This window comes from Phycisphaerales bacterium, from assembly GCA_035627955.1.
GTDB lineage: Bacteria > Planctomycetota > Phycisphaerae > Phycisphaerales > UBA1924 > JAEYTB01.
The window spans coordinates 296645-319207 of the sequence record DASPKU010000019.1; the positions used below are offsets into that span (position 1 = coordinate 296645).

13 protein-coding genes and 1 tRNA gene are annotated in these 22563 nt (G+C 67.9%); 6 read left to right on the forward strand and 8 right to left on the reverse strand.

Features of this window, described 5'->3' with window-relative positions; translation table 11 throughout:
- Positions 1-61: 61 nt before the first annotated feature.
- From VD997_15895 to VD997_15910, 4 genes are all read right to left on the reverse strand, one after another.
- Positions 62-5671 (reverse strand): sensory rhodopsin transducer, encoded by a 5610-nt coding sequence (locus VD997_15895; protein ID HYE63473.1) that lies wholly within the window; start codon positions 5669-5671, stop codon positions 62-64.
- A 302-nt stretch (positions 5672-5973) separates the two neighbouring features.
- Positions 5974-7221 carry a glycosyltransferase N-terminal domain-containing protein gene (locus VD997_15900; GenBank protein ID HYE63474.1) on the reverse strand — a complete coding sequence of 416 codons (1248 nt, stop codon included), beginning with the start codon at positions 7219-7221 and terminating at the stop codon, positions 5974-5976.
- A 50-nt stretch (positions 7222-7271) separates the two neighbouring features.
- Positions 7272-11189, reverse strand: a complete 3918-nt coding sequence (hrpA, locus tag VD997_15905) for an ATP-dependent RNA helicase HrpA (protein HYE63475.1) — start codon at positions 11187-11189, stop codon at positions 7272-7274.
- A gap of 14 nt (positions 11190-11203) precedes the next feature.
- A tRNA-Val gene (locus tag VD997_15910) sits at positions 11204-11276 on the reverse strand.
- Positions 11277-11546: 270 nt separating this feature from the next.
- Here VD997_15910 and rfbF point away from each other — a divergent pair.
- From rfbF to VD997_15930, 4 genes are read left to right on the forward strand one after another with little or no spacing between them, the layout of a single operon-like run.
- The gene (gene rfbF / locus VD997_15915) at positions 11547-12323 is read left to right on the forward strand and encodes a glucose-1-phosphate cytidylyltransferase (GenBank protein ID HYE63476.1); all 777 of its coding nucleotides are present in this window, start codon (positions 11547-11549) and stop codon (positions 12321-12323) included.
- A 39-nt stretch (positions 12324-12362) separates the two neighbouring features.
- Entirely contained in the window at positions 12363-13412 is a 1050-nt protein-coding gene (locus tag VD997_15920; GenBank protein HYE63477.1) for an NAD(P)-dependent oxidoreductase, read from the forward strand.
- Positions 13413-13445: 33 nt separating this feature from the next.
- A complete protein-coding gene (locus VD997_15925) occupies positions 13446-14726 on the forward strand; it encodes a class I SAM-dependent methyltransferase (GenBank protein HYE63478.1) in 1281 nt (426 codons plus the stop codon).
- Between the two features lie 18 nt (positions 14727-14744).
- Positions 14745-15998 carry a class I SAM-dependent methyltransferase gene (locus tag VD997_15930; GenBank protein HYE63479.1) on the forward strand — a complete coding sequence of 418 codons (1254 nt, stop codon included), beginning with the start codon at positions 14745-14747 and terminating at the stop codon, positions 15996-15998.
- Between the two features lie 59 nt (positions 15999-16057).
- On the opposite strand, the gene lhgO is transcribed toward VD997_15930, so the two are convergent.
- Both lhgO and VD997_15940 read right to left on the reverse strand, forming a co-directional pair.
- Positions 16058-17290 (reverse strand): L-2-hydroxyglutarate oxidase, encoded by a 1233-nt coding sequence (gene lhgO / locus VD997_15935; GenBank protein ID HYE63480.1) that lies wholly within the window; start codon positions 17288-17290, stop codon positions 16058-16060.
- Positions 17287-18417 carry a glycosyltransferase gene (locus VD997_15940; protein HYE63481.1) on the reverse strand — a complete coding sequence of 377 codons (1131 nt, stop codon included), beginning with the start codon at positions 18415-18417 and terminating at the stop codon, positions 17287-17289. Before VD997_15940 ends, lhgO begins: the two co-directional genes overlap by 4 nt.
- A 275-nt stretch (positions 18418-18692) precedes the next feature.
- Between VD997_15940 and VD997_15945 the strand changes: the two genes are divergently transcribed.
- Positions 18693-19763 carry a hypothetical protein gene (locus VD997_15945; protein ID HYE63482.1) on the forward strand — a complete coding sequence of 357 codons (1071 nt, stop codon included), beginning with the start codon at positions 18693-18695 and terminating at the stop codon, positions 19761-19763.
- A gap of 155 nt (positions 19764-19918) precedes the next feature.
- The gene (locus tag VD997_15950; protein HYE63483.1) at positions 19919-20881 is read left to right on the forward strand and encodes a hypothetical protein; all 963 of its coding nucleotides are present in this window, start codon (positions 19919-19921) and stop codon (positions 20879-20881) included.
- Positions 20882-20884: 3 nt separating this feature from the next.
- Here VD997_15950 and VD997_15955 read toward each other — a convergent pair whose 3' ends face one another.
- Positions 20885-22000 (reverse strand): ATP-dependent 6-phosphofructokinase, encoded by a 1116-nt coding sequence (locus VD997_15955; protein HYE63484.1) that lies wholly within the window; start codon positions 21998-22000, stop codon positions 20885-20887.
- A 75-nt stretch (positions 22001-22075) separates the two neighbouring features.
- Positions 22076-22561 (reverse strand): hypothetical protein, encoded by a 486-nt coding sequence (locus tag VD997_15960; protein ID HYE63485.1) that lies wholly within the window; start codon positions 22559-22561, stop codon positions 22076-22078.
- Positions 22562-22563: the final 2 nt, after the last annotated feature.

Sequence of the window (22563 nt, forward strand, 5' to 3'; positions counted from 1 at the left end):
TCAATGAAAAAGGGGCCGCCCTGTGGCGGCCCTTGGTGGGATCAGAGGTTGATCGGAGGCATCAGGCGACCGGGTTGACGCGACCAATCGGCGTGCCGAGCGTGCCGAATGCGGCGCCGGCGACGGGGTCGGGCACGAGGCCCTGGAAGGCGCGGTCGTAGTGGCTCATGTAGGCGACGATCGGCACCGGGGCCTTGACGCGGGTGCCGTAGAAGGCGTCAATCGCGCGGAACTGGCCGGTGACGAACTGGTCCATGTTGAACTCGGTCACGCGGCGGGCGGGAAGCACGCGACGGAAGGTCTCGGCGCCGCGGTCGCGGGTGTAGCCGATGGTGATCTCGACGGTGATGTCGTTCTCCGAGGGGTTGTAGAGACGCAGCGTCTCGACGATGCCCGGGTGGCCGCTGTTGTCGGCGGGGCGGAAGCCTTCGCCGAAGCCCCACATCGTGAAGGCCTGGGTCGCCACCGTGCTGCTCTCGGCGTCACCGAAGGCGCGGGTGAGCATGCTGACCGTGACCGGCACGCTGTTGGTCTCGGCGGTGGAGTAGAACACCGCGTAGGGCTGGTTGGTGATGAAGTTGGGGATGTCGGCAGTATCGAAGGTGGCAGTGGAGGTCTTGGCGACCGGCACGGTGTGGCGGATCGAGCTGCCGTTCTGGAAGAGGAAGGTGAAGACGACGGTGGTCGCGGTGTTGGAGGTGTTGAGGACGCTGATGGTCTCGGACTGGGCGTTGGTGCCGAACTGGCCCTCAGGGATCACGCCGCTCACCGCGCCGGCGCCGGCGTTGCCGATGCTGCCCGCGGCGTTGAGCTCGCTGAAGTTGTAGTGCGACAGCGAGGCGACGACGGGGCGGTCGGAGTTGATGCGGACGCCGAAAACGTCGTTGGGAACAAAGTTGGTGGGCGCGAGCGTGGAGCCGGAGTTGATGACCGTGCCGGCGGGGAGCACCGTGCCCTCGGCGATCTGCACGCCGTTGATCGTGGTGAACCCGGCGGTGCTGTTGCTCGCGACAACCTGGTAGTCGGTCTTGAGGGTGTAGGACTGGGTGAAGGTGTAGGCGGTGGCGATGCGGACGCGGTCGACGGCGAAGCCGCCGCGGCGCTTGCCGGCTAGGTTGAAGGTCGCTTCGAAGGGGGCGCCGCCGCTCTGCGGGAAGAACTGGCCGGTGACCTTGGTGAGCTGGTCGCCGGGGTTGTAGAAGAGGATGAAGTCGACGTTGCCGCCCAGGTTCTTGGTGACGGTGCCGAAGCTCCACTGCGTGTCGGTGACGGTGGTGAACGCCTCGCCGATGGCGGCCTGGTGGCCGGCGAGGATGCCCAGGTCGTAGTGGCTGAAAGTCGCCGCGACCGGGCGGTCGGAGCGGACCTCGAGGGCGTAGGGCGTGCCCGGACGACCGGCCAGCACGCCGCCGTTGCGGAAGAGCTCGGGCGTGGTGATGGTGATGCCGCTGCGGGCGTTGGGGTTCAGCGTCAGCGTGCCGACGAGCTGGTCGCGGTTGCCGAACTCGTAGTGGGCGATGATGTACACGGTCGCGGTCTCGTCGCTCATGTTGGCGACAGGGACGAAGGTGTAGATGTTGTCGCCGAAGAAGCCTTCGGGGTAGTACTGGCGGTAGGGCAGGCTGGGCACGGAGGCCGCGGGGCCGGTGCCGGTGTTGAGGACCTCGTTGGCGGGGGTCGCAGGGTTTGCGGTAAGGTGGCCGGTGCCGGTGCCGTTGTTGACCGCGTCGACCTGAGCATCGACGGCGGCGGGCGTGTTGCCGAAGAAGATGAAGTAGCGGATGGTCGTCGTCTGGCCCGGGTTGATGTTGCCCAGGTCGTAGGCGAGGACGAGCTGCGAGTCGGACACGGTCCCGTTGGGGTCGTTGATGGCCTGCGCGAGCAGGATGGACGGGTCACGCACGACGGTGGTTCCGTCGATCACGGTGGCGCGGGCGCGGGCGTCGCTGGCGGGGGCCGCGAGGGCGACGGTGAGGCCGTCTTCGAACTGGTTGTTGGTGTAGGTAGCCGAGGCGACCTTGCCGCTGGCGTCGACGTCGTTGGCGGTGGTGCTGTTGCTCTCAGCGAGCGAGATGCCGGGGTCGGGGTTGAATCCTTCCATCCAGCCAACATCCTGGAGGATGCTGCCCGTGGTGTTGGTGAAGTAGACATCGACGGCGATGAAGGAATCGTTGGCGCCGTAGGAGAAGATGCGGTTGATGTTGAGGCCGCGGAAGCTCGCGCGGGCGGAGAGGCGGTTGTTGAACTGGTCGCTGGCGGTGCTGAGGGCGAAGGAGAGCTGGTCGCCGTTGTTGGTGGAGTTGCTGAAGTTGTTGCCGCTGGCGACGAGGCCCAGGAAGGAGTCGGCGTTACTGGCGGTGGGCAGGAACTCGATGCCGTTGAACTGCAGGCCGACGATCTGGTGGTTGATGTTGGCCTGGCCGAAGGTGGCGCCGGTGTTGATGCCCGCGTCAACGGGCGTGCCGGACAGCACGTTGCCGGGGTCGGAGACGCCGGCGGCGAGGTTGACGGTGAGGGTGTAGGTGCCGGTGGTCGCGGCGGCGGTGCCGCTGGCGCCCACGTTGGGGTCGTACTGGAGGTTGGAGGCCTCGGAGATGGCGATGTAGTAGATGCCGCTGTTGGCGAACACGAAGTTCTCGATCGTGGCGCCGTTGCTGTTGGTGGGGCTGCTGAAGAGCACCTGGTTGCCCGCGGCGTCGAAGATGCGGATCGCGCCATTGAGCGAGCCGCCCGAGGTCAGCACGGCGTTGATGGTGCTGCCGGCGTCGGCGGTGAAGCGGAAGATATCGCGGTCGAGCGAGCCGAAACCGCCGTCGCCGATGAAGGCGGTGCGGGTGGCGGCGCCGGTGCCGGTGATCTCGTTGAGCACCTTGGCGGTGGCCAGGGTGTCGTTGGACTCAAAGGGCCCGAAGATGTTGTTCTTGAAGGTGATCTCGAGCGACCAGCTGTTGAGGAAGCCGCTGTTGAGGTTGGACTCGTCGTCGACGACGAGCGTCCAGCGGCCCGCGGCGACCTTGCCGTCGAAGGCGCCCAGGCTCTGCTCGGGGCGGAAGGAGCCGGTGAAGGGGGCCGTCCCCTGGGCAATCGAGAGCGTCGCCTCGTCGTTGAGGATGGTGTTGGTGAAGTTCTGGCCGTTGCCGCCGCGGTTGTTGACGAGCACGATGGTCGTGTTGTCGGGGCCGATCAGGCGGATCTCGAGGTCCTCGTTGAACTCGTGCGCGATGCTGAAGCGCACGTTGACGTCGAGGATCTGGCGGGTGTCGGCGATGTCGATGAACGAGCTGGTCGTGCCCTGCGTCTGGCCGACCTGAGGCGGCACGCGCCGGGGCAGGCCCGCATCGGTGGACGCGAAGGTCTTGGTCTCGTCGTTCTGGAGGACGACGTTCAGGCGGAGGTTGTACACGCCGGTGGACTGGGACGAGCCGCTGCCGGCGAGGTCGGGGTTGTAGTCGTCGTTACCAAAGCCGGAGACGCCGATGTAGTACGTGCCGCCGGTGAAGACGAAGAAGTCGATGAACGCGTCCTGGCCGAAGGTCTGGTCGTTGGCCGCGATCTGGTTGCCGTTGGCGTCAAAGAGGCGGAGGTAGGAATCCAGGCCCGAAGGGGCGGGGAGGCGCTTGGCGAGAATTTCGGCGGTGATCAGGCCCGCGCGGGGCATGTCGATGCGGTAGAGATCGACGTCGAGGTTGACCTGGAGGCCGTTGCCAAGGGTAACGCCGTTGAAGTTGGCCTGACCGGCGGAGTCGAAGGCGACGGGCGTCGCGGTGAGGCGGGTGTCGTTGGGCTCGTTGTCGCCGGTGGCGGCGGTGACGCGGAAGTTGTAGACGTTGTTCTCGCCGTCGCTGGAGTTGCCGTTGAGGAAGTTGCCGCTGGTGTCCTTGATGGCGGTGGCGCCGGTGCCGGTGAGGGTGAAGCGGTAGTTGTCGATCGGTAGGCGCGACTGAGCGAAGCCCGAGAGGTTGAGCGTGTAGGTCACCACGCGCGGGTTGGTTGCCGACCGGGTGACGGCGCTGATCGGGATGACGCGGTCATCGCCGGTGCCGAAGACGTTGTCGACGCCGTCGCCAATGAGGGCGGCGCCGCTGGTCGTGAGGGTGGCCTCGTCGATGTCGCGGCTGAACGTGACGGTGATGGAGTTGACGGGCTGGCCGGTGTTTGAGCTGAGCTGGCCGGTGACTGGGCCGGGCGTGACGCCGCGGACCACCGGACCGTCAATGTTGAGCAGTTCCATGGAGCGGGCGACGTTGATGCGACCGCCGGACTGGAGACGACCCTCGAGGCTGGGCAGCAGGTCGGAGCCGTTGATGAGGGCTTCGCGGATGGCGACGGGGCTTGCGTTCTGGCCGCCGTGCGTCGCGCGGTACGCGGCCTGCATGAGGGCGACGGCGCCGGCAACGGCGGGGGCCGAGAAGCTGGTGCCGTCGGCGAACTGGTAGCCGCCGCCGACAGCGGTGGTGAACACGTTCACGCCTGGTGCGGCAAGGTTCACCGTCTGCTGGCCGAAGCTGGAGAAGTTGGCGAGTGTGTCGTTATTGTCGGTGGCGGCCACCGAGAGCAGGCCGGGGATGTTGTAGGAAGAGGGGAAGTGCGAGACATCGGGGTCGTCGTTGTCGAAGGCGTCATTGCCGGCCGAGGCGACAAAGGTTGCGCGCCCGGTGTCGATGAACGCCTCGATGGCGTCCCGCTCGGCGGCGAAGCCGTCGGGGGCTTCGGCGTAGAACGCGGGCTGGTAGCCGCCGTAGCTGTTGTTGCTCGCAACGATGTTCACGCCGCGGTTGATCATCATGGTCGCGTACTCGTGCGCGGCCACGATGGCGTCGAGGCTCAGATTGCCGTTGTCGTCGGCGACCTTGAGGCCCATGATGGAGACGTTCCAGTTGACGCCGGTAACGCCGAGGTTGTTGTTGCCGGCGGCGCCGATGACGCCCGCCACGGCGGTGCCGTGACCGGCGATGTCCTGCGGGCTGCCGTCGCCTTCGCCGAAGTCGAAGCCGTGCACGTCATCGACGAAGCCGTTGCCGTCGTCGTCGAGGCCGTTGCCGGCGACCTCGCCGGGGTTGGTCCAGAGGTTGGGGATGAGGTCGGGGTGGGTGAGGTCGATGCCGGTGTCGATCACGGCGACAATGACGTCGCGCGAGCCGATGGTGGTGTCCCAGGCCTCGACGGCGTGGATGTCGGCGCCGATGGTGCCGAGCTGGCCCTGGATGTTCTGGCCGGTGTTGCTCAGCCACCATTGCTGGCTGAACTGCGGGTCATTGGGGAGGCGGTTGGGCTGGTAGAGCGCGTTGGGCTCGAAGGCCTTGAGCGAGGGCATGACCTCGGCCAGCCACTGCGCCTGCTCGCGGGTGAGCGGGTCGGTGGTGTGGAGCGTGGCGTACTTGCCGTTGGCGATCGGGCGGAAGCGCTCGGCGCTGATGCCCAGGCGGGTCGCGGCTTCGCGGGCGAGCAGCTCGGCCTGCTGGTTGCCCATGTAGTCGTCAAAGGTGAGGACGTAAGAGCCGGGCTTCACGACGAGGCTGTTACCGCCCCAGTCGAGGAGCGCGCCGCCCACGGGGATGTCGGCCGCGAGAAGGGTGCGGGGCTCGAGGTTCTCCAGCGACTGAGCGTTCTGCCTCTTAAGGAAGAGGGAGCGAAGAGACGATGACACCTTGCGACCCAGCATGTTCGGCATACGACACTCCACTGCAGCCCACGCTCGCGAGCGCAGGTCTTACGGCTTCTAATGGGCAAGCTGCCCGGGCGCGTGCCAGGCCAGGGACAGTGTCCCCGGCCGAAATCGCTAAGCCCGCTGGCTCTAAGCCCTACGGACCCCCGGACGACCTGTTGCAGATCATCCTCAAAATTGACCAGCCGCACAAGTCGGACTTTGTGGGGCTGGCGTGAGGATATTCCCGGACGTTGACAAACCCCAACAGACCCCTGGGTGCGTGTGCGGTGCGGTTGGTGTAAGCCTTGGTTGTTTCGGTGGTTGCGTTAGGCGATCGGGTGATCCACACCCGCCAAACGCAGGATGATCTCCGCGTGACGGCGGCTGGCGCCCTGATGAGCGCGGATGCATCCCCGCCCGCGCTCAACCAGGGTGCGCCGCTTGGCGGCGTCGGCGAGGAGGTCACGGAGGACGTCGGGAAGCGTCTCTCGGGTGGCCCGCGCGATACCCCCGGCCTCCTCGAAGGCACGCACCACCTGGGCGAAGTCGTCCACCGCAGGACCGATGATGGTGGGGCGGCCAAGGCCGATGGGCTCGATGGGGTCGCTGCCGTAGAGGTTACCGAAGCTGCGACCCACTACGACGAGGTCGGCGAGGCTGTAGGCCTTGCGGAGCTCGCCGATGGTGTCGAGTAGGAAGCGGTCGGCGGGTCGGCCTGTCGGGGCGCCAGAAGGGCGCTGGGAGCGCCGGACGCACCTTGGGAGCGCGGCGGCGGCTTCGTCGAAGCGCTCGGGCTTGCGGGGGGCGCAGAGCAACTGCACCTCCGGCGGGCAGGCTGCGTGGAGGAGGGCCTCTTCCTCGGGGCCGGTGCTGCCCGCCACAATGAGGGGGCGCTGGCGGTCGATACCCATCTCGGTGGCGAGCTCGAGGGCGCCGGGGGCGAGGGCCTGGCCCTCGGTGATGTGGGCGGAGTCCCACTTCATGGACCCGGTGATGATGCATTTGTCGGGGGCGAGGCCCAGGGCCTTGAAGCGAGCTGCATAGTCGTCATCCTGCACGGCGGCGGTGTGCAGGAGGTTGAGCAGGCGTCCGAAGAAGCCGCGGATCCTGCGGTAGCCCTTGAAGGAGCGCTCGCTGAGGCGGCCGTTGATGATGCAGACGGGGATGTGGCGCCTGCTGCATTCGCGAACGAAGTTGGGCCAGACTTCGAGTTCAACGAGCGCGATCATGTCGGGTTTGACTGAATCGAGGAAGCGGCGGACGGCCCAGGAGAAGTCGAGCGGGTAGCGGACGACGGTGGCGCTCATCTTGAACAGCTCGCTGGCGCGGGCGAGGCCGGTGTCGGTGGTGGTGGAGATGACGACCTCGGCGTGGGGTGTGAGGAGGGGGACGAGCGTGCGGAGCGCGTTGACCTCGCCGACGGAGACGGCGTGGAGGAGGATGCGTTTTTTCTGAGGTGGTGGGAGTGTGGGCGTGTGGCCGAAGCGTTCGCGCCAGCCGTGGCGCTTCTTGCCGGCCCATGCGGGGGCGGTGATCAGAGCGACAGGGATGTAGATGAGGTCGAGGGCGTTCATCCGTGGTGGCACCGGTCTCCCGACCGGTGCGGTCGTGCTTGCGGCGTCGGTCAGGCAGCCGGCGGCACCAGGTGCCAGAGCCTATCGAGATCGGCGGGCTTCGGCGCGTTGCCGCCCGCGAGGTGCGGGGCGAAGAGCGAGACGCGGAGGTCTTCGACAGCCCAGCGGTACTGCTCAAGCGCGAGCGGCAGGCGTCCCGGGGCGAGGGCCCACTCGCCGGCGTCGGCGTTGACGGTGGGGGCCGCGCGACGGGCCTGGGGGAGGGCGGGCTTTCCTTTGCCCGCGGGGGCAGTGGCGGTTGAAGGCTCTTCCTGGCGGCGGCGAGCGTCGCTCATGGCGGCGGCGAGCCAGGCGGTGTATCGCTTCCAGTGCGGCGTGACGACCTTGAGCGGAGCGAGGTTGGCCTCGCGTCCTTCTTCGCGCATCGCGAGCAGGCGCTCCCACATCGTGCCCACGTATCGGGGGTAGTGGCGGAGGCGCTCCCACCAGAGGACGGAGAGGAAGCCGCGGGGCAGCAGGTACGCCGCCTGCTCGCGGATGTCGGCGACGCTCTCGGCCCAGATGCTGGGCGTGCCGCCGGAGAGTCGCTTGGCGACGAGGAAGCGGGGCTCGAGCCACTTGGCGAAGGACTCACCGACCTCGCGCGTAGCGACGGCGAGGCGGCCCGCGTGCTCGAGCAGGCGCGCTTCGAACTGCTCATTGGTGGTGATCGGCGCCTGGCCTTCCATGAAGACGCGACCCGCGGTGACGGTGATGATGTGCTCGCGGAGCTCTTCGGGCGGGCCGAGCTGTGCGTACCAGCGGGTCATGTCGTGCCACTGCGGAAGGGCGTCGACGTAGTACTGTGCTTCGTCGCGGATCGCCAGGGCGAAGAGGCGGCGGAGGGCGAGCAGTGTGTAGGCGGCGGCCTGGGTCTGTGTGGGCACGAGGGTGAGCGAGACGGACGTGCCGCGGTCGGTGAGCGCGGCGAAGCCGCTGGTGGTGCCGCCAGTGGACAAGGTGCCCGGGAGCGGGCCGAAGTCCCAGGTGATGATGCCGTGACGCTCGGTTTCGACGCGCTGCACGGCGGCGCGGGCTTTCTTGACCTTGGCTTCGAGGCGCTGCTGGAGGGCGGCGAGGTCGCGGTCGGCGGCGACTTCTTCGCCCGCGTCGTCAAGTACACGCACGCGGAGGCGGAGTGAGGGCGGGAGCGCGCTGGGGCTGAGGGCGGCGGGGTCGATTTTGAGGGCGTGGAGGACCTCGAGCGCTTCGGCGAGCGCGGAGGGAAGCTCGGCGCGGCCGAACTCCATCAACTCCGCAGCGCCGGCGGCGACGTCTTCGGCCTTGCCCTTGCGTTCGACCTCGGCACGCATGCCCTTGGGCAGCGACTTCACTAGCGCGAGAACGACCTGCGGCAGCAGGCCGGGAACGAGCCACGCGGCCCGCTGCGTGGTCAGCCGGGGGAGGTCGCGGAGCTGCACCGTCGCGGTCACGCCGTCTTCGGGCTTGCCCTGCGCGAACGTGTAATCGAGCGGGAGTTCAAGGTGTCCCTCATCATCGTCGATGGGGAGCGCATCGGGAAAGGCGTGCGGGTCGAGGGCTGCCTTCGCGCCGGCGTTCAGCACCAGCTCCAGGGGGACGCACAGCGCTTGTGGGTCGTGCTGCACCTGGGCCGGGTACCAGGCAGTGAAGGTGCCCGCATCGACGACCTCGGGCGGCACGCGCTCCTCGAACCATGCGACGAGCACGTCGGGGTCCGCCAGCACGTCGCGCCGGCGGAGCTTGGCCTCAGCACGCCGAGCGTCGTCCATCACCTGCCGGTTGTGGAGCATGAAGGGCAGGTCGGTGTCCCAGCGGCCTTCAGCAAGGGCCTCGCGGATGAACACCTTGCGGGCGGCCGCCGGGTCAATGGCTGCGAGCGGCGTCTGCCGGCGCGGGACGACGACGATGCCGCTCATCGTGACGCGCTCCCAGGCGCTGGGCTCTCCGGTGGCTTTGTCGAGGTGCGCGTCGCACACCTGACGGCGGAACATGTGGCCGGCGAGTTCCTCGATCCACTCGGGTTCGATACGGGCGACGGTGCGGGCATAAAGGCGGGTGGTGTGCACCACTTCCGCGGCCATAATCCACTTCGGGCCCTTCTTGAAGAGCACAGAGCCGGGGAAGACCTGCACCACGTTGCCGCGGACGCCGCGGTAGTCGAAGGAGCCATCGCCCTCGCGGCAGGCGACGTTGGTGATGAGGCCGGTGAGCAGGGCGCGGTGGATGCGGTTCTGCAAGGGAGGGCTCTGAGGGCCTACCGGCGCGCTCTCGAGTTCGATGTCCTTCACGACATCGCGCAGCTGGCGGATCAGCTCGCCCCATTCGCGCATGCGCGCGGCGGACAGGTAGTGCTCGCGGCACCACGCCGCGAGCTGGCCGCCGCCCATCGACTCGGCCGCGTGCCGGTACTGGTCCCAGAGCTTGAGGAGGGTGAGGAAGTCGCTGGTTGGGTCGCGGAACACGAGCTGGGCCCGATCGGCCTCCTCGGCGCGGCTCATGGGCCGCTCGCGCGGGTCCTGGATCGAGAGGACGGCCGCGAGGGTGGTGACTTCGTCGAGGACCCCCTCGCTCGCGGCGCCGAGCAGCATGCGGGCGATGCGCGCGTCCAGCGGCACGCGGCTGATGCGGCGGCCGATGTCGGTCAGCCGTCCGTCGGGTCCGGCGGTGTCGATCGCGCCGAGCTCGAAGAGGGTTTCGTAGCCGTCCTTGATGGCCGCGGAGTCGGGCTTTTCGAGGAATGGGAACGCCTCGACCGCGCCCAGTCCGAGGGCCTTCATCTGGAGGATGACGTTGGCGAGCGAGGTGCGGCGGATCTCGGGGTCGGTGAAGCGCGGGCGGGCGCGGAAGGATTCTTCGGAGTAGAGGCGCACGCACACGCCGACCGCGACGCGTCCGCAGCGGCCCGAGCGCTGGTTGGCGGAGGCCTGCGAGATGGCCTCGACAGGCAGCCGCTGCACCTTGCGGAGTGGGTCGTAGCGGCTGATGCGGGCAACGCCGGTGTCGATGACGAAGCGGATGCCGGGGACGGTGAGCGAGGTCTCTGCGACGTTGGTCGCGAGGATGACGCGTCGGCGGCCGTCGCGGGCTGGGTGGAAGATCTGGTCCTGCTGCTGGTCGGTGAGGCGGGAATACAGCGGCAGCACGGCCGCGTTCACGCCCCGGCGGGACAGGGCGTCGCCCGCGAGGCGGATCTCGCGCTCGCCGGGCAGGAAAACCAGGACGTCGCCCCCGCCCGGGGCGCGGCAGAGTGCTTCCGCTGCATCCGCGACCGCCTCGAACTCCACGCGGTCGAAGGTCTCTTCGTCGGCGCCGGTAGGCCGGTAGCGAACCTCGACCGGGTACATGCGGCCGGAGACCTCGATGATTGGGGCCCCGCCCGCGGTGGAGGCGAAGAAGTCGCTGAAGCGTTTGGGGTCGATGGTGGCCGAGGTGACCACGACCTTGAGGTCGGGGCGGCGGGGGAGCAGTTGTTTGAGGACGCCGAGCAGGAAGTCGATGTTCAGCGAGCGTTCGTGGGCCTCGTCGATGATGAGGCAGGAGTAGGCCTTGAGCTCGGGGTCGCTGCCGAGCTCGGCCAGGAGCATGCCGTCGGTCATCACCTTGATGCGGGTGGCGCGGCTGGTCTGGTCGTTGAAACGCACCTTGACGCCGACGGTGGAGCCAAGGGCCTCGGCGCGCTCCTCGGCGATGCGGGCGGCGACCGCGCGGGCGGCGAGGCGGCGGGGCTGGGTGTGGCCGATGATGCCGCCCTTGCCCTGGCCGGGGGCGAGGCCGAGCGCCAGGCAGATCTGCGGGAGCTGCGTGGTCTTACCTGAGCCGGTTTCTCCACAGATGATCACCACCTGCGAGGACCGCAGCGCGGCTTCGATGTCCCCGCGGCGCTCCAGGATCGGCAGCCCGGGGGGCAGGTCCTGCGGGGGAGAAGGAGTGGGGGACGGCTGGCTCACGGGAGAGAAGAAAGTGGGCAGGCGGGGATTCGAACCCCGAACCCTTCGCGTGTAAGGCGAATGCTCTAGCCGTTGAGCTACCCGCCCAAACGAGTAACGGCCACCTGAGGATTGGCGGGCCGGGCGCGTACGTCAAATCCATAACCCAGGTGAGCGTCCAGCACATTTGCACGCCGCGTTGAGCCCGCGTTCATGGCGCAAGCCGAACGCCGCACGGTACTTGCACCTTAAGTAAACGCAGCCGATCACCCGGCACCACGATTGTGTTTGCGGCCACTCGCCTGCGTTGTATGGTGAACGTCGCTTCCGCATTAACACGGGAGCCTGCGGCAAACGGGAAGCCGTGGGGAGGACAACGTGGACACGAGAGTACTCATCCTTGCCGGAGGGGTCGGTAGCCGCCTCTCCGAAGAAACCGTCGCGCGCCCCAAGCCGATGGTTGAGATCGGCGGCAAGCCGATCCTCTGGCACATCATGATGCACTACTCGCACTACGGCTTCCGCGAGTTCGGCATCGCCCTGGGCTACAAGGGCCACCTGATCAAAGAGTACTTCCAGAGCATGTGCACCCTGCACGGCGATATCACCGTCAGAACCGCCACCGCCAAGGTCACCCGCAACACCAACCACATCCCCGACTGGGTCGTCGATCTGGTCGAGACCGGCGAGCACACAAACACGGGCGGGCGCATCAAGCGGCTGCGGCACCTGATCAACAACAAGACCTTCATGCTGACGTGGGGCGACGGCGTCTCCGACGTCAACCTCAAGCAACTGCTCGCGTTCCACCGCTCGCACGGCAAGCTGGCCACGGTCACGGCGGTGCGGCCCACCGCCCGCTTCGGCCACCTGCAGTTCGACGGCGACAAGGTGTGCGAGTTCAGCGAGAAGCCGCAGACCGCCGAGGGCTGGATCAACGGGGCGTACTTCGTGCTCGAGCCTGAGGTGATGGACTACATCGACGGCGACGACACCCAGTGGGAGAAGGGGCCCATGGAGCGGCTGTCGCGAGACGGGCAGCTCATGGCGTACAAGCACACCTCGTTCTGGTCGTGCATGGACACGCTGCGGGACAAGGTGCGGCTCAATGAGCAGTGGGAGAGCGGCGAGGCACCCTGGAAGGTCTGGCGCTAAGCAGTCCGAGGCTGAGACACGGACGTCTGGAGGATTGAGATGAAGGTACTGGTGACGGGCAACCTGGGTTACATCGGCACGGTGATGGTCCCCATGCTCCTGGCCGCGGGGCATGAAGTGCACGGGATGGACGTCGATCTGTACGAGCGGTGCACGTTCGGGCCGGAGTCAGGCATCACCCAGGTGCCGACGACCATCAAGGACATCCGCGACGCGGAGGTGGCGGACTTTGTCGGCTTTGACGCGGTGATCCATCTTGCGGGGCTGTCCAACGACCCGCTGGGCGACTTCCGGCCCGAGCTGACCTTCGACATCAACTACCGCGCGTCGGTTCGGCTGGCGGCGCTGGCGAGAGAGGCGGGCGTTCGGAGGTTCCTGTTCACTTCCTCGTGCAGCAACTACGGGGCGGGCGGGAGCGACATGCTGGACGAGGACGGGGCCCTGAACCCTGTGACGCCGTACGGCAAGTCGAAAGTGATGGCCGAGGGCGAGGTGCGGGCGCTGGCGGACGAGCGCTTCTGCCCGGTGATCCTGCGGCCGGCCACGGCGTACGGGCTGTCGCCGCGTCTGCGGTTTGATCTCGTCATCAACAACCTGGTGGCGTGGGCGCACTCAACGGGCAAGATCCATATCAAGAGTGACGGCAGCCCGTGGCGGCCGGTGGTGCACATCCAGGACATCAGCCGCGCGTTCCTCGCGGCACTGGAGGCGCCGCGGGGCGTGGTGTTCAACCAGGCGTTCAACGTCGGGCGCACGGGCGAGAACTACCAGGTCCGGGACCTGGCCAACATCGTGGGTCAGGTGATCCCGAAGGCGCAGGTCGAGTTCGCGCAAGGGGCGAGCCCTGACACCCGCAACTACCGCGTCTCGTTCGAGAAGATCGCGCGGGTGCTGCCGGAGTTCCAGCCGCGCTGGACGGCGAAGCTGGGGGCGGAGCAGTTGCGGGACGCGTACCTCGACCACGGCGTGACGCTGGAGGAGTTCGAAGGGCCGCGGTACCAGCGGATCGCCCACATCAAGCAGCTCATCCGCGAGGGCGTGCTGAACGAGGACCTGCGGAAGGTCGGCGCGCCCGTCGGCGCCAAGTGACAGACCACACCAACTTGAGAGGGATCCGCCGCCGTGCTGACCACTGCCCCGCTGCCGACTGCCCAGCCCACTCCCGAAGCCTTTGCCCGTACGTGCGCGGCGGCGACGTGCCGCTCGTGCTCGCTCCAGGGGCTGCGGCCCGTGCTCGACCTTGGGATGATGCCGCTCGCGGATCGGCTCGTTGACCCGCGCGGCGAGGAGGAAGAGCCGCGCTACCCGCTGGAGGTGGCGTTCTGCCCCTCTTGCTCGCTGGTGCAGATCCTGACGACGGTCGCGCCCGAGGTGGTGTTCGACGCGGAATACCCGTACTACTCGTCGTACTCAGAGACACTGCTGCGGCACTCGCGCGAGCACGCGCTGGAGCTGATCGACCGGCAGAAGCTGACGAAGGACAGCCTGGTCGTCGAGCTTGCCAGCAACGACGGGTACCTGCTGAAGAACTTCGTCGAGCACGGAATCCCGGTGCTGGGTATCGATCCTGCGCCCGGGCCCGCCCGCGCGGCCGAGAGGATCGGCGTGCCCACGATCAATGACTTCTTCACCACCGCTCTGGCGGAGAAGCTCGCGACCCGGGGCACGCTCGCAGATGTGGTCATCGGTAAGAACGTGCTGGCGCACGTGGCCGACACCAACGGGTTCGTCGCGGGCATCGCCCGCATCCTCAAGCCAAAGGGTATCGCGGTGGTAGAGATGCCCTACGTCCGCGATCTGATCGACCACAACGAGTTCGACACCATCTACCACGAGCACCTGTGCTACTTCTCGATGACCTCGGCCGCGAAGCTGTTCGCGCGTCATGGCCTCACGCTGGTGCGGGCGCAGCGGCTCTCGATCCACGGTGGGTCGCTGCGGCTGACGTTCCAGGCGGGCGTGGCGATGCCCGAGAGCGTGGGCACGGCTCTGGATGAGGAGAAGCAGCTTGGGCTGCTCGGGCACGGGTACTACGCGGACTTTGCCGACCGCGCCCGCGCGGTGACGCAGCAGCTTCGCAGCCTGATTGCGGAGCGCAAGGCCGCGGGGCGGCGGATTGCGGCGTACGGAGCCGCGGCCAAGGGGGCGGTGCTGCTCAACTTCGCAGGGCTGGACAGCTCGGTGATCGACTTTGTGGTGGACCGCAACCCGCACAAACAGGGCAAGCTGATGCCCGGCGTGCGGGTGCCGATCCTGGCCCCTGAGGCGCTGCTGGAGCGGATGCCGGATGACACGCTGGTGCTGCCGTGGAACATTAAGACCGAAATCATGGCCCAGCAGTCTGTTTATCACGAGCGGGGTGGCCGCTTCATCATCCCGATTCCTTCGCCCACGGTCGTCTGAGTCCTGGAGCTCATGGTCATGCCCACCGCCGCTAACCGCACGCCCGCCACGCTGCCCGCGGGCGTTTCCCTCGAGCGCACCCACAAGCCCGAGCTCACCTGCCCCAACTGTGAGTCGCGCGGGCTGACGATCTTCTACCGCGTCGAGAGCGTGCCGGTGCACAGCTGCCTGCTGATGCCCACGCGCGAGGCGGCCCTGGCATACCCACGCGGGCAGCTCGCCCTGGCGTGGTGCGACTCGTGCAGCTTCATCACCAACGCGGCGTTCGACCCCAGGGTGCACGAGTACTCGGTGCGGTACGAGGAGACACAGGGCTTCTCGCCGACGTTCCGCCGCTTCGCGGAGGACCTCGCCAAGCGGATGGTGACCGGGTTCAGCCTGCAGGGGAAGACGGCGCTCGAGGTTGGCTGCGGCAAGGGCGAGTTCCTGGCGATGCTGGTGGAGCAGGGCATGGCCTCGGGCGTGGGGCTGGACCCCGCGTACCGGCCCGAGCGGCTGAACTCGACCGCCAAGGACCGCCTGCGTTTCATCCAGGACTTCTACTGCGAAAAGTACACGCACCTTGACGCGGACCTGATCTGCTGCCGGCACACGCTGGAGCACATCCACCAGCCCGCTGAGTTCATGCGCACCATCCGGCGGGCGGCGGGGGACCGGTTCAACACGCTGATGTTCTTCGAGGTGCCCGACGTCGTGCGCGAGCTGAAGGAGGGCGCCTTCTGGGACCTGTACTACGAGCACTGCTCGTACTTCAGTCCTGCGTCGCTCGCCCGTGTGTTCGACCACGCTAACTTCCTCGTGCACAACGTGTGGCTGGAGTTCGCCGACCAGTACCTGATGCTGACCGGCTACCCCGCGGCCGCGAAGTTCCAGCCGACGCCTCCTACCGGCATGCAGGACCCGGCCGAGGTGTGCAAGCTCATCGAGGCCTCGACAGAGACGTTCCGCGAATCCCTGACCTACTGGTATTCGCAGGTGACGACGGCCGCCGCGAAGGGAGAGCGCGTGGTGCTGTGGGGCTCGGGGTCCAAGGCCGTGTCGTTCCTGACAACGCTGGCGCTGCGGGACGAGGTGAGCGCGGTGGTGGACATCAACCCGCACCGCCAGGGCACCTTTATTGCGGGGAGCGGGCATGCGATCGTCGCGCCAGAGTCGATCAAGGAGATTCGGCCAAGCCTCGTGATCGTGATGAACCCGATCTACACCCCGGAAATCACCGCCCAGATCGATAGCATGGGCGTGAAGACGAAGGTTGTTGGCCTGGGGACGTGATCGGAGGCGATCGTCCCGGAAATCGATGAGCTGGGTGCCGGCGCGGCGGCAGTTGCGCCTCAAACCGCCGCCCGCTCCAGCGGCTTCGATACACCCAGCCGATCCTCAACCTTCTCGCAGATGGTGAGCCCCAGGCTCAGCGATGAGGTGGCCGCGGGTGAGGGGGCGTTACACACGTGCAGTGAACGCTTCCCCTCGACGAACAGGAAGTCGTCGACCAGCGAGCCATCCTCTGCCAGTGCCTGGGCGCGCACGCCGGCGGGCGCGGGCTCGAGGTCGTCCTCGCGGAGGTCGGGCACGAGCCGACGCAGGGCGCAGGTGAACGCCCGCTTGGAGAGGGAGCGCCAGAGCTCGCCGACGCCGTAACGCCAGTGGCGGGCGATGAAGCGGTACACGGCCCCGCTGGCCATCATCTCCGCGAGGTCCTCGACGCTCACGTCCAGGCCGGTGTAGCCCTCGCGGGCAAGCGTGAGCACGGCGTTGGGGCCGCACTCCACGTGGTCGTCGATGGTGCGCGTCAGGTGCACGCCGAGGAAGGGGAAGCGCGGGTCGGGCACGGGGTAGATGAGGCCGCGGCAGAGGGCACGCGCCTGCGAGCGGAGCATGTAGTACTCGCCGCGGACGGGCAGGATGCGCACCCGTGGTTCAAGGCCGCTGGCGCGGGCGAGGCGGTCGCTGTGCAGGCCGGCGCAGGTGACGACGAAGCGGGCGGTCAGCTCGCCGGCGCTCGTGGTGATGGTGGCCTGATCGCCTCGCTCGTCGATGGCTTCGACCGAGACGCCCGTGCGGACCTCGCCGCCGAGCTCGTGGATAAGCTCGACCAGCCGCTCGCACACTGCTGGGTAGCTGATGATCCCGGTGTCCAGCACGTGCAGGGCCCGGACGCCGGCCGCGTGCGGCTCGACCTCGCGGAGCTCCTCACGAGCCAGCAAGCGGCAGGGCGAGCCATTGGCCCGGGCACGCTCGTGGATCAGCTCCAGGCGCGGCAGCTCCGACTCATCAATCGCGACGATCACCTTGCCGCAGGTGCGGAAGCGGATGCCCTCGCGGCTGCAGAACTCCTCGAGCATCCGCTTGCCGCGCCGGCAGTTGATGGCCTTGAGAGAGCCCGGCTTGTAGTAGACGCCCGAGTGGATGACGCCGGAGTTGTGGCCGCTCTGGTGGCGGGCGACGCCGTCTTCCTTCTCGAGCACGACGACCCGGAGGCCGGGGTGCCGAATCAGCAGCGTCCAAGCCGTGGCGAGGCCGACGATGCCGCCCCCGACGACCACGATGGGGAGCCGCCCGCTCACCTTGAGAGCGCACCTGCGAGGGCCGCGCCGGCGCGCACCTCGATCTCCGCCTGGGGCGCCTCCTCCACGAACGCGCTCAGCTGCCGGAGGCGGGCCTCGCGCTCGATCGCGGCGGGCAGCAGCTCCAGCCCGGCGACCTTGAGCACTTCCTTCCACCGGTGCAGCCAGTCGTGCCGCAGCAGGGCGCAGCGGACGCCCTGCCGGCGCATCCGCTCCAGCCGCTCGGGGTCGCGCTCCAGGTCCTCAAGCACGCGTCCCAGGTCCGCCGTTTCGCTCGGAGCCGCGACCATGATGTCCTTGCCGAAGAGCTGCTCGAAGTGGGGCGTTTCCGGCGGGTTGCCCACGAGCACCGCGCCGCCTGCGGTGCCCTCAAAGAAGCGGAACCCGACCTCTGCCTGGCCCAGCGTCTCGTGCCCGCGGTTGAACTTCGCCTGGTTGGCGATGAAGAACTTGGTCCGCTTGATGGAGTTCGCCAGCGCCTGGCGGTGCTCGGCGTGGTTCTGGAAGGTCCGGAGGTGCACGGTGTCGAAGATGTACCAGCGGCCCTTGCGGCGGCTCCACTCCGCCAGCCCGGCGTGGGTGACCGGTGAGCGGCGCCCCATGTTGAATACGTCGATGCTGCGCTCAGGCGGCTGCGGGTAGGGGCAGAAGGTGATCGCGTCGACGCCCGGGGCCATGTACGAGGCCTTGGCGGTGCTCGCGCGGGCGAAGGGCTCCAGCGAGCCGCGGCAGCCCAGGAACACGTGGTCGAACTGGTCCAGCAGCCGCATGAGGCCGCGGACCTCGCGGACGCGCCCGGCCCACAGCTCGTCGATGACGCACACCGCGGTGCGGCAACGTTTCCGCCACCCCCGCACGGCGTTGAGCGACAGCACGTCGCTCATGAACTGGAAGCTGGCGAAGAACAGGTCGTAATCACGCTCAAGAGTGGTGACCGGGAATGGGTTAAGGCGTGCGGCGACGGGCAGCACACGCGAGACCTTCCGCAGGCCGCGGTCGGCGATGTCCCCGGCGCGGGTGATCTGCGGCGCGACCATGTCGACGCTGTCCATGGCGCAGACGACGTCCTCGAGCTCGTAGTTGCAGCAGCGTGAGACGTCCGGGTGCAGGCGCCGCTGCGACAGCATGCACACCCGCGCCCGCCGTAAACCCCCTTGTGCTGTCCCGTTGAGGTGCTCTCCCACCGTTCACCTTTCGCTGGGCACAAGGCATCCAGCCCGTGCCTGGGGCCATGAAAAAGGTTACTGATATCCACGCCGACCGCCACATTTTCTCGATGCGCGTACGTTCCACATAGAGGCGCCCCGTCCAGCGTCTGATGGAATCGTGATCGCACAGGCCCAAGCACCGCAGCGACTTATGACCTTGCATTGGCGGCGTTGCCACACCGCTGTATGGTGAAATGGAGCAGTCACCCGGCCCCCGCAACGCCATGACCACCATCCAAGCCACACGCGTCACACCCGTCGACTCACCACCCGCGCGGGTGCCCACCATGGCCGTGGTGGCCTGCATCGAGGCCGGGCCGCTGGAGCCAATGACGGTCCGGATGGTGGAGAGCCTGCGGCGGTGGGGAGGGCGGCTGGCGGACGCGGAGGTCTTCGCGGTAAACGCCCGGCGCGGGGCGCCGCTCCGCAGGGAGACCCGCCGGCGTCTGGAGAGGCTCGGCGTCCGGGTCGTGATCGACCGCACCAACCGCCGGTATGTGTGGCAGCACCTGCTCCACAAGCTGCACTCCCTGGTCGCGGTCGAGCCGCTCACTAGCGCCGAGACAATCTCCTGGCTGGACAGCGACCTGATCGTGCTGCGTGAGCCGACGGGGATGTTCCTGGAGCCCGGTGAGGACTTCACCGCAATGCCCAGCATGGGGATCCTCGGCTCGCAGGGGGCGCAGGACCCAAACGACGCGTTCTGGCAGCGGGCGTCGTCGCGCCTCGGGCTGAAGGCCGACGACCTGCCTTGGGTCATCACCGCGGAGGAGTCCGCCCGCATCCGGATGTACATCAACAGCGGCGTGATGACCTGGCGGCGGGACCTCAATCTCGCCCGCGACCTGCTCGAAGACTGCGAGTCGCTGCTCGATGGGCTGATCCCGAAGAAGCACATCGAGGCGCACCTGATCGAGCAGGCGTCGATCGGTCTGACGGTCGTGCGGCGCAAGCTCCGCTGGCGCGTGCTCACGCACCCCAACAACTTCAACCTGACCAGCCGCCAGCCCGAGCTCATCCAGCCGCACGTCATCCGCGACCTGCGCATCATGCACTACCACGACGCCATGGAGCCGCACACCTGGGGACGGCTCATGGAGGTTCTGCGCCAGACCCATCCTCACGTCCACGACTGGCTTGAAAGTGAGGGGCCCGTGACCGACCCCACCCGCGGGGTCTGGCGCGGCGTTCGTGAAGCCTTCCGCCTCTGCCGCGGCGTGCAGAGGAGGCTCTACTACTCGCGGGCCGGATTCCGCAAGGAATGACCGTATCGACATCACGTCGTGTCGAGGACGCGGCTATCGCTCCGCGCCCGTGCGTTCGACCCTCTCCGACTCCGTCCACCTTACCAGGGCCACTCGCTCCGACGACGCTTGTCGCCTGCATCGAATCAGGGCAGCTGGAGGAGCAGACCCTCCGGATGGTGGAGAGCCTGCGGCTCTTCGGCGGGCGGTTCGCCGCGTGCGAGGTGCTGCTGGCGGTGTCGCGCCCAAGCCCGCCGCTGCTCGCCTCCACGAGGGCGCGCCTGCGGGAGCTGCGCGCCACCCTCGTCGATATCCCTTACCGCAGGCGCTACCGGTGGCACCACCTGATGAACAAGCCGCACGCGCTGTTCTGGGGTGAGCAGCTGTCGCGTGCCGAGACGATCATCTGGGCCGACAGCGACATCCTTTTCCTGGATGAGCCGCACGAGCTGGAGCTCGCCCCCGGCGAGGAGTTCGTGGGGCAGCCCGACACGGGCGTGATCGGGTCCACCGGCGAGGACGACCCGCACGACCCCTTCTGGGCGCGGATGTGCGCCGAGTTCGGGGTTGAGTTCGAGCGGATGCCCTGGTGCTTCACGTACGACAACCAGCCCATTCGCTACTACCTGAACAGCGGGCTTTTCGCGTACCGGCGCACGTGCGCGCTGGGACGGGACTTCGAGCATGACTGCGTGCGGTTCCTGGACCGAGGGGTGAGCACCTGCCACACCGAGGTGCACTTCGGGGAGCAGGCGACGCTGGGGATCACGGTGCTGCGAAGGCGGCTGAACCGGCGGACGCTGAGCCACGACGGCAACTTCCATACCACGCTGATCACGCCCTGGATGATGGACGCTGCGCGCATGCGCGGGGCGACCGTGCTGCACTACCACGACTGCATGGGGCCGCACACGTGGGGCCGGATGATGGGTGCGTTGCAGGGAAGCCACCCGCGCGTGCACGAATGGATCCGCCACAAGCGGCCGCTCACGAATGACCATGGGACCGTGTGCCACCGCGCCTGCCGCGAGTGGCTGCGGGTGTGGCGGGGTGTCATGCGGCGCCTGAACTACGCCCGCAACCACATCACCAAGCCTCCGAAGGACCCGCCGCCGACCATCCTTCAGGAGAATGGCTAAAGGTCAGTCGCCGAAGCTCGCACCCACGCTCCGGGCCGCCGATACCAGAGCCTCGGTCTCGGCCTGCACCAGCCGCTGCTTGCCCGCAGGTTCTTCGAGGTCGATGTCGGTCAGCTGCCCCTTCTGCACGGCCACCATCCGCCCCGCCTTGCCCTCGCGCAGCAGCGTCATGGCGTGGTGGCCCAGCAGCGTGCTGAGCACACGGTCCGCGGCCACCGGCGTGCCGCCGCGCTGAGTGTGGCCGAGCACGACGTAGCGGCTCTCGACGCCGGTCTGGTCCTCGATCTGGTCGGCGAGGTACTTGCCGATGCCTCCCAGGCGGATGGGGTCGGGGCTGGTATCCACCACGCGGGCCACGATCTGCCGCCCGCCCACCAGCTTGGCCCCCTCGCTCACGCACAAGAGGCTCGAGCGCTTGCCCATGCTGCTCCGCTGCCGCACCTTCTCAAACACGCTCTCCAGCGTGAAGGGGACCTCGGGGATCAGGATCACGTCCGAGCCCGAGGCCACGCCCGCGTGCAGGGCGATCCAGCCCGCGTTGCGGCCCATGACCTCGACCACCATGGCGCGGTGGTGGCTGTCGGCGGTGGTGCGGACCTGGTCGAGGGCCATGGCCGCGGTTGACACGGCGGTCTGGAAGCCGAAGGTGATCTCGGTTCCCATGATGTCGTTGTCGATGGTCTTGGGCACGCCGACGACGGGCAGGCCGCGCTTGGCGAACTTGGCGGCGCCGGTCATGGTGCCGTCGCCGCCGATGACGACAAGGGCCTGCACCTTGTGCTGCTTGATGGTGTTCAGACACTCGTCCATCACGTTCTTGTAAATGAGGGAGCCGTCAGTGTTGCGGCCCACCGCGTGCTTTTCGGGGTTGCTCTTGTTGTTGCTGCCCAGGATCGTCCCGCCCATGGTGAGGATGCCCGACAGGTCGGTGTCGGTGAGCGGTCGCACCCGGTTCTCAATGAGGCCGAGGAACCCGTCCTCGATGCCCACAACCTCGACGCCGCAGTTGAGGGCGTCCTTGGCGACGGCGCGGATGACGGCGTTGAGGCCGGGGCAGTCCCCGCCGCCAGTGAGCACACCGATCCGCCGGACATTGGGGCACGTGGTGGAGAGTGACATCGTGAGGGACGATATCGGGCGTTCGGGGGCGTGGCTTTGGAGTATTGAGCGACACTGAGAGCGGGCAGGCCCTGCTCAACGCTTCAGGTCGAACGCGCCGAGATGCTTCACCCCCTTGCCGTCCTCGATCTCCACCCAGAGCTGCGCACCCGCGGGCAGGGGGTCGGGGACCTCGGCGTGGGTGTGCCAGTGCGTGGGGTCCTTGGCGTCCTCGATCTCGGCCTTCGCCTTCACCGACCCGGCGGCATCCTGGGAGCCGATCCAGAATCGCACGGCCGCGGGCGCCGGGTCGCCCGTGACCCACAGGTCGATCGGAGCATCGCTGCCCGCCTTGAGCTCGCCCTGTTCGCGCGATGCACGCACCGTGTAAGGTCCGATCGACGCGGAGCCAAGCTCGACCGCGGCCTTTCCGTGGTCGTGGCCGTCATCATGCGGGTGGTCGTGCTTGGGGGCGGTGTTGCTGCCCTGCGGGGCGGGCGTGGTGTTCGCAGGCGGCGACTTGTCCTTGCAGCCGGTGAGGAGCAGGGTGGATGCGGCGAGAGTGGCCAGGGCGAGTCTCATGG

Coding starts and splice junctions, on each gene's coding strand:
- VD997_15930 (HYE63479.1), top strand. CDS start 14,745: ATGCCCACCGCCGCTAACCGCACGCCCGCCACGCTGCCCGCGGGCGTT.
- VD997_15900 (HYE63474.1), bottom strand. CDS start 7,221: ATGAACGCCCTCGACCTCATCTACATCCCTGTCGCTCTGATCACCGCC.
- VD997_15955 (HYE63484.1), bottom strand. CDS start 22,000: ATGTCACTCTCCACCACGTGCCCCAATGTCCGGCGGATCGGTGTGCTC.
- VD997_15895 (HYE63473.1), bottom strand. CDS start 5,671: ATGCCGAACATGCTGGGTCGCAAGGTGTCATCGTCTCTTCGCTCCCTC.
- VD997_15950 (HYE63483.1), top strand. CDS start 19,919: ATGGTGGAGAGCCTGCGGCTCTTCGGCGGGCGGTTCGCCGCGTGCGAG.
- VD997_15940 (HYE63481.1), bottom strand. CDS start 18,417: ATGCTGTCGCAGCGGCGCCTGCACCCGGACGTCTCACGCTGCTGCAAC.
- VD997_15920 (HYE63477.1), top strand. CDS start 12,363: ATGAAGGTACTGGTGACGGGCAACCTGGGTTACATCGGCACGGTGATG.
- VD997_15960 (HYE63485.1), bottom strand. CDS start 22,561: ATGAGACTCGCCCTGGCCACTCTCGCCGCATCCACCCTGCTCCTCACC.
- VD997_15945 (HYE63482.1), top strand. CDS start 18,693: ATGGAGCAGTCACCCGGCCCCCGCAACGCCATGACCACCATCCAAGCC.